The organism is Bacillus sp. SM2101 (assembly GCF_018588585.1).
GTDB classification, from domain to species: domain Bacteria; phylum Bacillota; class Bacilli; order Bacillales; family SM2101; genus Nanhaiella; species Nanhaiella sioensis.
In genome coordinates, this window is the sequence record NZ_JAEUFG010000027.1 from 45,056 (window position 1) to 58,587 (window position 13,532).

Annotated in this window: 15 protein-coding genes and 1 rRNA gene; 1 reads left to right on the forward strand and 15 read right to left on the reverse strand. The window is 33.6% G+C overall.

The features are described from left to right. Nucleotides 1-73 precede the first annotated feature (73 nt). The 3 genes from JM172_RS19755 to metG form a co-directional block, all read right to left on the reverse strand. Nucleotides 74-1,249 (reverse strand): G5 and 3D domain-containing protein, encoded by a 1,176-nt coding sequence (locus JM172_RS19755; protein WP_214484094.1) that lies wholly within the window; start codon nt 1,247-1,249, stop codon nt 74-76. Between the two features lie 239 nt (nt 1,250-1,488). Beyond that, nucleotides 1,489-2,256 carry a TatD family hydrolase gene (locus tag JM172_RS19760; protein ID WP_214484095.1) on the reverse strand — a complete coding sequence of 256 codons (768 nt, stop codon included), beginning with the start codon at nt 2,254-2,256 and terminating at the stop codon, nt 1,489-1,491. Nucleotides 2,257-2,430: 174 nt separating this feature from the next. Beyond that, nucleotides 2,431-4,410, reverse strand: coding sequence for a methionine--tRNA ligase (gene metG / locus JM172_RS19765; RefSeq protein WP_284730485.1), 1,980 nt, complete (start codon nt 4,408-4,410; stop codon nt 2,431-2,433). A 465-nt stretch (nt 4,411-4,875) separates the two neighbouring features. Between metG and JM172_RS19770 the strand changes: the two genes are divergently transcribed. After that, nucleotides 4,876-5,154, forward strand: a complete 279-nt coding sequence (locus JM172_RS19770) for a transition state genes transcriptional regulator AbrB (protein ID WP_214484097.1) — start codon at nt 4,876-4,878, stop codon at nt 5,152-5,154. A gap of 283 nt (nt 5,155-5,437) precedes the next feature. Here the strand turns inward: JM172_RS19770 and rsmI are convergent, their stop codons facing one another. From rsmI to rrf, 12 genes are all read right to left on the reverse strand, one after another. Next, nucleotides 5,438-6,310: a 16S rRNA (cytidine(1402)-2'-O)-methyltransferase gene (gene rsmI / locus JM172_RS19775; RefSeq protein ID WP_214484098.1), complete on the reverse strand. Its 873-nt coding sequence runs from the start codon at nt 6,308-6,310 to the stop codon at nt 5,438-5,440. Continuing rightward, nucleotides 6,279-6,578, reverse strand: coding sequence for a GIY-YIG nuclease family protein (locus JM172_RS19780; RefSeq protein WP_214484099.1), 300 nt, complete (start codon nt 6,576-6,578; stop codon nt 6,279-6,281). Before JM172_RS19780 ends, rsmI begins: the two co-directional genes overlap by 32 nt. After that, nucleotides 6,568-7,308, reverse strand: coding sequence for a tRNA1(Val) (adenine(37)-N6)-methyltransferase (locus tag JM172_RS19785; RefSeq protein WP_214484100.1), 741 nt, complete (start codon nt 7,306-7,308; stop codon nt 6,568-6,570). The genes JM172_RS19780 and JM172_RS19785 overlap by 11 nt, the downstream gene beginning before the upstream one ends. 188 nt (nt 7,309-7,496) lie before the next feature. Further along, complete coding sequence (gene yabA, locus JM172_RS19790; RefSeq protein WP_214484101.1) at nt 7,497-7,859, reverse strand: DNA replication initiation control protein YabA; 363 nt, start codon at nt 7,857-7,859, stop codon at nt 7,497-7,499. A gap of 13 nt (nt 7,860-7,872) precedes the next feature. Further along, complete coding sequence (ricT, locus tag JM172_RS19795; protein ID WP_214484102.1) at nt 7,873-8,700, reverse strand: competence/sporulation regulator complex protein RicT; 828 nt, start codon at nt 8,698-8,700, stop codon at nt 7,873-7,875. Between the two features lies 1 nt (nt 8,701). Further along, nucleotides 8,702-9,706 (reverse strand): DNA polymerase III subunit delta', encoded by a 1,005-nt coding sequence (gene holB / locus JM172_RS19800; RefSeq protein ID WP_214484103.1) that lies wholly within the window; start codon nt 9,704-9,706, stop codon nt 8,702-8,704. A gap of 7 nt (nt 9,707-9,713) precedes the next feature. Beyond that, entirely contained in the window at nt 9,714-10,154 is a 441-nt protein-coding gene (locus tag JM172_RS19805; RefSeq protein WP_214484104.1) for a YaaR family protein, read from the reverse strand. Nucleotides 10,155-10,174: 20 nt separating this feature from the next. Further along, entirely contained in the window at nt 10,175-10,504 is a 330-nt protein-coding gene (locus tag JM172_RS19810) for a cyclic-di-AMP receptor (RefSeq protein WP_214484105.1), read from the reverse strand. 139 nt (nt 10,505-10,643) lie between these two features. Next, on the reverse strand, nt 10,644-11,282 hold the full coding sequence (gene tmk, locus JM172_RS19815; protein ID WP_214484106.1) for a dTMP kinase: 639 nt from the start codon (nt 11,280-11,282) through the stop codon (nt 10,644-10,646). A gap of 16 nt (nt 11,283-11,298) precedes the next feature. Beyond that, the gene (locus tag JM172_RS19820; protein WP_214484107.1) at nt 11,299-12,738 is read right to left on the reverse strand and encodes an aminotransferase class I/II-fold pyridoxal phosphate-dependent enzyme; all 1,440 of its coding nucleotides are present in this window, start codon (nt 12,736-12,738) and stop codon (nt 11,299-11,301) included. Between the two features lie 277 nt (nt 12,739-13,015). Then, nucleotides 13,016-13,207, reverse strand: a complete 192-nt coding sequence (locus JM172_RS19825) for a sigma factor G inhibitor Gin (RefSeq protein ID WP_284730486.1) — start codon at nt 13,205-13,207, stop codon at nt 13,016-13,018. Between the two features lie 251 nt (nt 13,208-13,458). Further along, nucleotides 13,459-13,532 (reverse strand): 5S ribosomal RNA (rrf, locus tag JM172_RS25690); the annotation flags it as partial.

A 13,532-nucleotide genomic window follows, 5' to 3' on the forward strand; every position in this document is an offset into this window, starting at 1 on the left:
TAAAACAATTTAGCTTAAACAATTATAACGTAAAAATGCAGAGGATAGAAAAATCCTCCGCATGAACAAAGTGTTAATTAATTATTCTTATTTTTACTTTTTTGTTGCCCCATCGATAAGCTTCATCTTTCGTCGGGAAAAACACATCAATTTTATAGCCTTTAATAGCAGAACCAACATCTCCTGCTACAGCGTAACCATAGCCTTCTACATATACTTTAGTTCCTAAAGGTATAACACTAGGGTCTACGGCAATTACTTTTGCTTGAGGGTTTGCTTTTAAATTTATGCCAGTAGAGGTTATTCCACTACAGCCATTACAACTTGCAGTATATGCGGTAGAAGATACATAAAATTCTTCCCCACCTTCAGTACCACGGGATACTTGAATGTCTTCTTTAGTACCCACAGCTACAACACGGTCAAGACTTTCTTTTAATGTCGATGTATTTACTAATGTTCTTGAAATTTCTTTGCCATTTTCTAAGATAACTTCATATTGTTTTTCAACTAAACCTTCTTTACCTTCAGAAAGAACTTTTGAAGCACCTTTAGATAATTTACTATCATTTTTAGTAACAACTGCATAGTCGACTGGCTCTTCCACTACATCGGTGACTTTTTCAACTCTCGTCACAGTAATAACCGAATCCTTTTTCACTCGTTCTGTTAAGTTGGGTTCAACGCGATCAAGTAAATTGAGAGTGATCTCTTGCTGCTTTAAAAAGTCAGCGACAGTAGTCGAAGTAGACCATACTTGTTTATCTTCTCCGCCGACATTTAGTGTAATTTGAAATGCCTTTTCCAATGTTACTACAATTTCATTACTTATATCTGTACTTAATTCTGGTCGAATTCGGTCATGACTTGTTAATTCAATTTCATTTTCTGCCAGAAATTCTTTTACTGTTTTTGCAGTTGTCCAATACGCTTGCTCTTCCCTCTCATTTACAAAGAGAACAAGCTGTGCTGGCTCCCACACCACTTCAATATTATTACTTATTGGTGTATCCACCGATGGATTTACTTTGTCTGCAGGTTTTACATTGACATCATAATCGTCTAACAGCTCATTAACTGTATCCGCATGTGTATTAACTACCTGCGTATAACCATCAAGAGTTAGAGTAACTCTTTCCTTCGTAGCTTGGAAAATGATAAAGACTAATCCAGCTGAGATAGCTATGAAACTACTAATAATTATAGCTAATCTCTCTTTCTTGAAGGGCTTAAAAAACAGATTTTTCAATCTTGATAACTCGATGAAAAACGCCTCCTTCTCCTCGGAGAGATTATATATAGTTAGATACTATCTGTCAACCCTGACCTCCTTTTCACTTTCGATATACAACATTATGCAAAAAATAACTAAAAAAGAAAAGGGAGACTTATCGACACTCTCATCACCTACTATAGTAAAGGATGTAGAATTTACTCAAGGTCAGATATCGTTAGACAAGTCTCTTCAGCAAAAGACAAAGAAATTTATCATTTTATGCCGAATAATTTTTTTGCATTTAACGCTGTTTTTTCAGAAACTTCCTCAACCGTAATTCCTTTTAAATGAGCAATGGATTCAGCAACATACTTTACATAGCTCGGCTCATTACGTTTCCCACGATAAGGGTGTGGAGCTAAATACGGACAGTCTGTTTCTATGAGAAGATTTTCTAACGGTATATCCTTAGCAACTTCTTTAGGCTTTTTTGCATTTTTAAATGTGACAGGACCTCCTAGTGAAATATAAAAGTTCATATCCATACACTTTTTAGCTACCTCTACACTTCCGGTGAAGCAATGCATAATCCCACCAACTTGTTCAGCATTCTCTTCCTCAAGAATTTGTAAAACATCAGCTGTTGCTTCGCGATTATGAATAATAATTGGTAAGTTTACCTTTTTTGCTAGTTTAATTTGTTTGCGGAACACTTCTTTTTGAACATCTTTTGGTGATTTATCCCAATAATAATCTAGCCCCATTTCCCCAATCGCAACTACTTTTGGATGACTTGCCAATTCTTCAATCCATGATAGGTCCTCATCAACCATATCAATTGCATCAACTGGGTGCCAACCAACTGCAGCATAAATAAAGTCATACATGTCAGTAAGTTCCATAGCGCGAGTAATTGTTTGACGATCAAAACCAACAACAACTATATGGGATACACCTTCCATTTTAGCACGATTAATGACATCTACTACATCCTCGTCAAATTGCGTTGCATTTAGGTGTGCATGTGTATCAAATAACATCTTAAAACCTCTTTTCAATTATTAAATTCTCTAGCAATACAATTATGTTAAATTTAGATTAAATTAAGGTGTTCCACTTCTATAATGAGCAGAACACCTCTAATTGAAAACCTAAAAGCCTTGTTATTCACCTATAAATGAGACAACAAAGACAACCTATGCTGTGTACTATAACTATTTTACTTTTGTTCCATTAGGTAGATTTTGATTAACAGATGCTAAAGACAGCATGCCCTCATTTTTACCTGCTAGAATCATTCCTTGTGATAATTCACCACGAAGTTTAACTGGTTTTAAGTTCGTTACACAAATGACTTTTTGTCCAACTAACTCATCAGGCTTATAATGCTCTGCTATTCCTGATACAACTTGACGTTGTTCATACCCTAAATCTAATTGAAGTTTTAACAATTTATTTGCTTTCTTCACTGGCTCAGCATGTATAACCTCTGCAACCCGTAAATCGATTTTCATAAAGTCATCAATCGTAATTTCATCTAGTTCAGGCTCATTCTTCTCAGTTTTCTCAGTTTTTTCAACAACATCACCTTGCATTTGTTGTTTAATATACTCAACCTCTTCCTCCATATCCAACCTTGGAAAAATAGGTTCCCCCTTGTTAACTGTTACATTTGGTGGAATAAGCCCAAATTGTGCTAAACTATCCCATTGCTTTAATTTGTCGTCAGTAATTCCCATTTGCTCAAACATGAGTGACGGTGTCTGTGTTAAAAATGGCTGTAATAAGATTGCCACCCTACGTAGTGATTCCACTAAATGTGTCATAACTGAAGCAAGCTGTTCTCTACTATTTTCATCTTTCGCTAACAACCATGGCTGAGTTTCATCAATATATTTATTTGATCGACTAATTAATTGCCACACGGAAGAAAGCGCAACTGAAAACTCCATTTTCTCCATAGCATCACTATATTTCTCTACAACTTTTTCATTCATTGTTACAAGTTCATTGTCAAAGTCTGTTTTAGAACCGTTATATCTAGGTATCTCCCCATCAAAGTACTTTTGAATCATAGCAATGGTTCTATTGAGTAAGTTACCTAAATCATTAGCCAAATCAAAATTTATCCTTTCAACAAACCCTTCTGGGGTAAACACGCCATCTGCCCCAAATGGAACTTCTCTAAGTAGATAGTAACGTAATGCATCTAAGCCATATCGGTCAATTAAAGATACAGGATCAACAACATTACCTTTCGATTTCGACATTTTGCCGTCCTTCATGAGGAGCCAACCGTGAGCAAATACTTTCTTTGGTAGCGGTAAATCCAATGCCATAAGCATTATAGGCCAATATATCGTATGAAAACGTACTATTTCTTTACCAACCAGATGTACATCGGCTGGCCAATAAGCTTGAAATTTTTCATCATTTTCTGAGCTATATCCCAATGCTGTAATATAATTTGTCAATGCATCTATCCACACGTAAATGACATGCTTAGGATCACCAGGAACCTTTATTCCCCAATCAAACGTTGTTCTTGATACTGCTAAGTCCTCTAGGCCAGGTTTAATGAAATTATTTATCATTTCATTTTTTCGCGATTCTGGCTGAATAAATTGAGGATTGTCTTCGTAGAATTTTAGCAGTCGATCAACATATTTACCCATTTTAAAGAAATATGATTCCTCTTTCACTTTTTCTACAGCACGTCCACAATCTGGGCATTTTCCGTCGACTAATTGACGTTCAGTGTAGAAAGATTCACAAGGTGTACAGTACCACCCTTCATATACATCTAAATAAATATCTTCCTGTTTAACAAGTTGATCAAAAATCTTCTCAACAATATCTTTATGCCTTGGTTGCGTTGTTCGTATAAAATCATCATACGAAATATCTAATTTTTTCCATAATTCCTGTATTCCTGATACAATGTTATCTACATACTTTTGAGGTGAAACCCCTTTTTCTTCAGCCTTTTGCTGAATTTTTTGACCATGTTCATCCGTACCCGTTAAATACATCACATTATAACCTTTAAGTCTTTTATAACGGGCCATCGCATCACCTGCGACCGTTGTATAAGCATGTCCTATATGCAACTTGCCGCTTGGATAATATATTGGGGTAGTAATATAAAAGTTATTAGCTCCTTGTTTCATCTTTTCCTCCTTATGTAATAACAAATCAATAATTATAAACCTTAGTTTACTATAAAGATAAGCTTCTTTAACTAGTGTATAGGATTTATTGTTTATTTTATTTTAAAACGTATAGTCGAATCAAATTTCAAATTTTATTAGTATTTATTTTCCAGTAGTTTTTTGTCGATTTATAGTTGAAATTTGTCGAATTTTATTTATAATAATTCTTAACTATATTGGTAAATTGTTTGAAAAAGTTAAGAATAAATGGATTATTTTCTAAATATTTACCATTTAGTGATTTTATAGCATTTTAACTTAAATCCTATTAAAACAATAGTTATCTCTCTATATAATACCATTTTTTTAAAAACACTACATATATTTCAATTAAATTTATTGACTAGCATGGGAAACACTGGTATTATAAAGAAAATAATCATTTGTCGAATAATGACGAATTTAAGAGATAAAAAAATTTTTGTACTACTGAGAGGAGTATTTATTATGAAATCTACAGGTATAGTTCGTAAGGTTGATGAGTTAGGTCGTGTAGTAATCCCGATTGAACTTAGACGTACACTAGGAATTGCAGAAAAGGATGCACTAGAAATCTACGTTGATGATGATAGAATTATTTTGAAAAAGTACAAGCCTAATATGACTTGTCAAGTAACAGGGGAAGTATCTGATGATAACTTTACTCTTGCCGAGGGTAAAATTATTCTAAGTCCTGAAGGTGCAGAAAAGCTAATAGATGAAATTAAATCAAACCAAGTAAAATAATGAAGTTATTATAAAAACAAGCGCCTTACATTTCCGTTATATGGAATGTCTATAAGGCGCTTTTTTCTTTTTATTTGGCTATTTTTCGAAAACTATGTTGTTGTTTTTACTTTAATTTGAGAAACTCATGTCGTGTATTATATATTGACTTTTGTAGTTTTTAGATAAGAAAAGATATCCCGAACATTAGTAATATTCGTGTTTAGCTCTTATTGTAAAAAAAGCAACAATAACTACTAAAACACCCATTTATTTCCTAGGAAAAAGGATCATAATTTGAATTCTACTTTATATGGTATTGTTGATAAACTTCTCTTTTTACCATATCCCTATCTTTTGCTACTTTTTTTATAGCATCCTTTGAAGTGTACGACTGTTTATTTATATAATAATCGATATGCTCTACAACAGTTAATTCTTCCCACCATTGATTTTCCATATGACTTTCTTTACTACTTCCTTCTACAAGAATACAAAACTCACCACGCACATTCGATTGCTGAGACCATTGCAATAGATCTTGTATCGTTCCCCTTATAAATTCTTCATACTTTTTTGTCAGCTCTCTAGAAAGGACTGCAGGGCGATCACCTAATTGTTCTAACATCATTTTTAACGTCTCTTGCAACCTATGCGGTGATTCATAAAATATCATCGTTTCTTGTACTTGGTTACAAAGCTCCAATTGTTTCCGTTTTTCTTTTTTGTGACGAGGTAAAAATCCGTAAAAATAAAAAGGTTGTGTTTTTATTCCAGAAGCAATTAACGATGTTAATGCTGCATTTGCACCTGGCAATGGAATCACCTTGTACTGCTCTTTTAATGCTGCAACAACAATTTCAAAACCTGGGTCAGAAATTGTCGGCATCCCTGCATCACTAACTAATGCTACCTTTTTTCCTGATTTAAGCAGGTTTATTATTTTTTCGCCACTCGTCTCTTTATTATGCTCATGATAGCTCATGACTGCATTTGATATTTGAAAGTAATTCAATAGCTTTTTCGTTTGTCTTGTATCTTCTGCTGCTATAATGTCTGACTCTTTTAGTATACGTATGGCTCTAAATGTCATATCTTCTAAATTACCAATAGGTGTTGGAACAAGATATAAGCACCCCTCGGTATTATCGTTTTGAAAGCTGTTTTGTTGCCACATACTTTAGCTTGTTCTCCTTTGCTATAAATTGCTCTTTCTTCTGTCGTGTTTTAAGTTGCTTGAAGTCCCATTCTGCCCGAAGTGCTTCACTTTTTGTAGCATACGATTTGGAGAACAGTAATGATACGGGAATACGTCCTCTCGTATACTTTGCCCCTTTGCCCTCATTATGTGTTCTTATGCGTTTCTTAAGGTCATTTGTATAGCCAGCATAATAGCTTCCATCACTGCATTCTAATACATATAAGAAATGCTGTTTACTTTCCATATAGAATGTTCCTCACATCGTCAGTGTATTCATTGTGTTCATTATATACTACTAGCGGAGGTAATAACTTCAAATCTGGGCTTCCATCCTTGGTCGCTTCAATTAATAGGGTATTTGCTTCTCGTCCATGTCGTGGGTAAACGAATTGTAATCTTTTTGGCTCTAAACGATATTTCCTCATTAAAGTAATCATGTCAATAAGACGACCTGGTCTATGTACAAACGCTGCTTTCCCTCCCTGTTTAAGTAGCATACTACTTACTCTAATTGTATCCTCTAGCGTACAATGAATTTCATGTCTAGCAATTGCTAAATGTTCATTTTTATTAATTTCTTCATTACTAGGTGTTGGAAAATAAGGTGGATTACAAGTAACAATGTCATACTTTCCTTGTCCTAATAATGTGGGCATATCTTTTATATCGCCATGGATAAATTTTATACGGCTATCTAGCTTATTAAATGCAATTGTTCTCTCAGCCATCTGATAAATTTTTTCTTGGATTTCGACTCCTGTAATATGCCCTTTTGTCCTTTTACTAAGTAATAATGGTATAACTCCATTTCCTGAGCATAAATCAATTAAATTCCCCTTTTGAATTGGTACATAAACAAATTTGGCTAATAAAACTGTATCTAGTGAAAAAGCGAACATCGATGGGCTCTGAATAATTCTCATATTTTCACCAAGTAAATGATCTAATCGCTCATCCCCTATAAGTTCAACCATCATAGACACTCCTTTCTGTTTACAACGATGTTGTCGCATTAAGAACTAAACACATTCGACACCTTTTCTTATGACAATACATTTCCGTCACTCAACTTTAAGTGAAAAGTGCATAATTAAAAGTTTGTCACTTCTATAGCTATTAAAATTCCTAGTAAAAATAGTCTCCCAAAGTGGAAGACTATACATTATTTTTTATTTAAAAATGATAAACAAAACAAGCAATCTCCTTCTGCACGAACACTACCATAGTGAACATTACATATATGAAAGCCTTCTTGATATAAGCGGGCTAAATTATCATAACCCTCCCCAATATCGACTTGCTTATTTTGTTTCCTTTTGTTATTAGATTTGTTCTTCTTTAATTTTTTTGGCTCTTCTGAGGTTTGCTCTAATCTACGTCTAAGATGCTCATTCTCAATAATTAAATGGTGATTTTCTTCCAATAATTGTGCAAGATGATCTTTTAGCTCTCCCAGTTGACGATATAAATGCCCTATTTGCTCCTCCATACTGCTTACTGAATGAAAAATCTCTTTTTTATCCACAAAATCCACCTCATTAATCTGTGGCTTGAATTGATACAGCTCCCTCGTTCATTAATTCATCCAATGTGTATTCAATTACTCGTTCTCTATCGTTTAACTCAACTTGTAATACACGTTCTAATATATTCAATCCAACTACACGGCCTGCTCCATTAGGTGTCACGATCTTCTCTCCAATATCAGGTAGCAGTTGTTTAGCAGATTCGTATTCATCATTTTCATACTTTAAGCAACACATCAACCGGCCACATAGACCAGATATTTTAGTAGGATTTAAAGAGAGGTTTTGGTCTTTTGCCATTTTTATAGAGACTGGTTCAAAGTCCCCTAAAAATGTCGAACAGCAGAGCATTCTTCCACACGGACCTATACCACCTAACATTTTGGCTTCATCACGAACACCAATTTGACGTAATTCAATTCTTGTTCGAAAAATAGCTGCAAGATCTTTTACTAGTTCTCTAAAATCAACGCGGCCATCTGCTGTGAAGTAGAAAATTACCTTATTTCGGTCAAAGGTATACTCTACATCTACTAGTTTCATCTCCAAGCCATGTTGATTAACCTTTTCGATGCATACTTCATATGCTTCTTGTGCAGCCTGTTTATTCTCTTCAACAATAAGTTTATCTTTTGATTCAGCAATTCTAATAACTTTTCTTAATGGAAGAACTATGTCGCTCTCATCGACTTGTTTTTTATTTATGACTACCTTGCCGAATTCAATTCCACGAACTGTTTCTACTATAACAAATTCTCCATCATCTATTTTAAATTCCCCTGGATCAAAATAATAAATTTTCCCAGCTTTTTTAAAACGTACACCAACTACATCATACAAATTAAAATCCCTCCTGCAAATTCAATACAAGTTGTTCCATTAATAAATGTGGATTCATGTTGGTGTGTAAACGACTTTTGGCCTCTAAAACTGCTGACATTTGTTCAGCAATATGATTTTGAGAAATATGAAGGGCATATTGATTTAATTTTTCTAATTGGTCAGTATACACAACGTATTCATTTTCACCTAACTGAATATATAGTAAATCTTTTAATAAAAGTAATAATAAGTCTAAACTACTATCAAGCTTATCTTTATCATTGAAATGGGAGAGCCACTTCTCTTGAATATATAATAAAGCTTTAGCATAATTCATATTTAGCATTTCATATAATTGTATCACTATCATCCTAGATTGCGCAAACCAATCATCTTGACATAATTCCGTTGCTTCTTCAAAGTTATTGGTCAATTGAGCCACTATTGCAGCTAAATGGTTTGGAGCCCCTTTGTCTAATAGGAAATCTTTCATAACAATTGAAGAAATTGGTTGAAAGGATAACACTTGACAACGAGAAATAATAGTATTTAACATTTTCTGTATATTTTCTGTAAGGAGAATAGCGATTGTATCAGAATCAGGCTCCTCTAAAAATTTCAATAGACTGTTAGCAGCATTTGTCGTCATCCGATCAGCATGTTCAATAATATATAACTTTTTAGATGACTCTACTCCAGTTTTAGAAAATTCACTTTGTAAATCTTGAATTTGTGATTTTTTAATTGATTGGCCATCTGGTTCAATGATATGCACATCAGGGTGGTTTTTCGAATCAACCCTACGACAATTGATACAATTTTGGCAAGGCATGCTTCCATTCAAATGTTTACATAACATGCTTTTAGCTAGCAGAAGGCTAACATGCTTCTTTCCTGTACCGCGACCACCTTCAAATATATATGCGTGGGCTACTCTATCTTTAAGTATACTATTAGTGAGCATTTTTATTATTGTCGGTTGATAGGTTTCTAGCTTGTCCCACGTATCATTTTCCACAAACATCACTCTCTTACGTATACAAATTTATTAATAATCCTTTTATAATCCCTATTTTATTTAATAGAGAAATTGAATTACTTTCTTTATCTATCAGTGTATCAGCTAAATCAATCAACTCTTGATCGATGTTTTCGATAATTTTTAGCTTTCTACCCTGTCCCCTAGAATTCCAACTATGAGATTGCTTTAAGTCCATGCCGAAATCAACAGCTTGCTCAACGAAGCGTTTCACTAACGCTTTATACTTAGTTAAATCCTTAAATGTTCTTGAGCGAGCGAGCAAATTACCAGCTACTTCAATATCTTTCATAAGCTTGTTTAACTGTTCAACATGCATTTTTGAATCTTGTTTCTGTACAAGCTCATTAAACTTCATTTGATTACTAGATGATTGCTTAATTTCTGGTTGAGCCTTTTCAATGGTTGTCTTTACATCTTGGTTAATTTTCATTATAAATACCTCATATCCGTCTAAAATTGGTGAAATTGATCGATTGGAAGAACAAATACCGTAGCTCCTCCTACCTCTACTTCAACCGGATATGATGCGTAAGTATCTACATTTCCACCCATTGGAGAAATAGGGGCAACTAATTGATCACGATGTTGGCAACTTTCTTTTATGACCTGTAAGGCTTTTTCAACACGAATATCTTCTGTTCCAATTATAAATGTTGTATTTCCAGATTTTAAAAAACCACCTGTACTTGCAAGCTTTGTCGCTCGAAAATTATGGTCAACTAGTGCATTTGATAATCGATTACTATCCTGATCTTGGACGACTGCTAAAATTAATTTCATAACATCAGCCTCCTATCATTTTATCACGAAATTCCTATATCATCATGTTTAGGATGTTGGAAAATATCGTTTATGTTTCGTTTATTATAACATCATTTTCCATCACTTTACCTAGGCACTTATCATGAATTTTAAATTATTAGCGTTTATGTCCTTCTATAAAATGCTCTATATGCATTTTTGCTTCATTGAATACCTCTTCAAGCGGCCTGTCAGCCTCGACTAGTCTAATACGGTCTGAAAAGCGGTCAAGTAATAATAAATATCCTTCACGCACCCTCTCATGAAAGGAGATGTTCTCCATATCTAACCTATTAACCTCTCTTTTATTATTTTGTTGAATTCTTTGTAGTCCCACAATTGGCTCTATATCAAAATATAAAGTAAAATGAGGCATTAAGTTGTTAATGGCAAACTTATTTATGCCAAAAACTTCATCAATACCAATTCCTCTAGCATAACCTTGATAAGCGAGTGAGCTATCTATAAAACGGTCACACAATACTACTTTCCCTTCTTCTAAGGCTGGGATTACCTTTTCAACGAGATGTTGACGTCTTGCAGCTGCATATAACAAAGCTTCTGTACGACCATCCATTGTATCGTTCTGTTGATCTAATATTACATTCCTAATTTGCTCTGAAATGGCAATGCCTCCAGGTTCACGAGTTGAAATGACATCATACCCTTTTTTATATAAATAATTTGCTAATTTATCAATGATTGTTGTTTTTCCAGCACCTTCAGGGCCTTCAAAAGAAAAAAAATATCCAGACACTCAATATTCTCCTTTGCTATCTATCAAAAATTTCTATCTCATTTTGCTTCAATAATTGTCCACCATGAAATTTTGCACCCAATTCCTTAAAATTAAGAATTCTTTCAATATGAGATTCTGTAATTACTTCTCCTACTATTAAAAGTGGTACTCCTGGCGGATAAGGTATTAACATTTGAGCACATAATTGACCTACCGCATCTTTTAACGGAATTACTTTCTTATTGTAGCTTTTTAACTGGCTATATGAAATAGTTAAAGTAGAAATGTTATCGTTCGAATACATTTTTACGTTAGAACTCTTCGTCTTAGTTATTTCGACAGAATTTAATATATTTTCTAAAGAAAGTAACGGCTTAAATAAGTTTTCATCATTTGATAATGGAAATATGAACAACACATTATCAGGATCGGCTAATTCTGTATAAACTCCATAAACCTCAAACAATTTTTGAAGATCATAGCCAGATAATACACAATTAGATTGAATGGTAACCTTCAATGGGTCAGTTAATATAGATGGATTATTTGTTCTCGCTACTTTAATTTGTGGTATAGAATGTAAAACCTCAGTATATTGATTTATTTTCTCAACAAGTTGATTGATTATGCTAGTATGTTTTATATCGTTAAGATAGTATCTTGCTAAATCCAAAGAAGCCATTATGGGATAAGAGGGACTACTTGTTTGAAATAGCTGTAAGTAATACACCAAATTATTTATATCAACAAGATTACTTTTGACATGAATAAATGACCCCATAGTCATTGCGGGTAAGGTTTTGTGTGCGGAATGAACAACAATATCAGCTCCACACTCAATTGCAGAAATAGGGAATGGCTGACCTAGATTAAAATGAGCACCATGTGCTTCATCAACTAATACTGGAATATCATAATCATGAGCATATGAAATAACCTCTGTTAAGTCAACTGACTGACCATAATAATTGGGATTTGTTAAAATGATAGCCTTCGCCTTAGGATGTTCTTTAATTGCTCGTTTAATCGTATCAATTGGGACATGAGCTGCAGTTTTTACTATGTCATCATAATAAGGGGCTAAAAAAACTGGCTTAACCCCTGCCAATTGAATACTATTAAAAATAGACTTATGACTATTCCTTTGTACAAGAACAGTGTCATTTTTCTCGCATACAGCAAGTACCATTGCTAAATTACCAGCTGTGCTGCCATTAACTAAAAAAAAACTCTGGTCTACACCATATAACTCAGCAGTTAATTGTTGGGCTTGTGCAATAGCAGATTCAGGTGCATGTAAATCATCTAGCCCTGTTAATTCAGTCGCATCTATTTTTAATATATTTTCAAAGAAGTTAATACCTTTTTTAGGGAAGAGGGCACCATATTTATGACCGGGAACATGGTATGAATGCGGGTTATTATTAATATGTTGAACTAACGCATCAAACATAGGTGTTAATTTTTGATCCATTATTACTCCTTCTAGAACGGAATTATATACTTTACATACCTCATTATTATAACTTATTTCAAGCCTTAAATCTTATTAAATAAGGCATATTATAACAGTAATTATTTGCTATAAGACTATGATCTAAACATTGTTATTATGTAACTATCCCCTATAATACATAGTACAGCTACAAAAAGCCTTAATAAAAACACTTATGTATCTATCTACACAAGTGTTTAGAAAATTAATTATGATATTCAGTAAATAATTATTTGTAGTGTGATATGGTATTGATCTATGAAGATGTTGCCTTCTTTAACTGTTGTAGATAAAACTGATACTTTGGATCGCTCGTATCCGTTGTTATCATATTCTTTTCACATTCAATACAAATAAATGTCTTATATAAATGAATTCCTTGATACTTTCTCTGTTCACATATTAAACACGTTTCCCCAATAAGTTGTTTTACTACAAGTGAACTCAACACCTCCACCTCCATACACTTATTATCATCAGTATTTTTAAAATTTATACATAATTTAGAATTTTGGCTACAGAATAATTGTTTTTACTATTTCTATTAGTGTATTTCTTTTTTAAAATAAATGTGTATGTCTATACGCAATAAGTACAACATATCTTTCAAATTTTTTAAGTCAACACATTCAAGGAAACTTGTACATTGCAAAAAAAGCAGACAAAAAAACACAGAGTAATTCTCTGTGTTTTTTAATTGCCTGGCAACGTCCTACTCTCACAGGGGGAAACCCCCAACTACCATCGGCGCTGAAGAGCTTAACTTCCGTGTT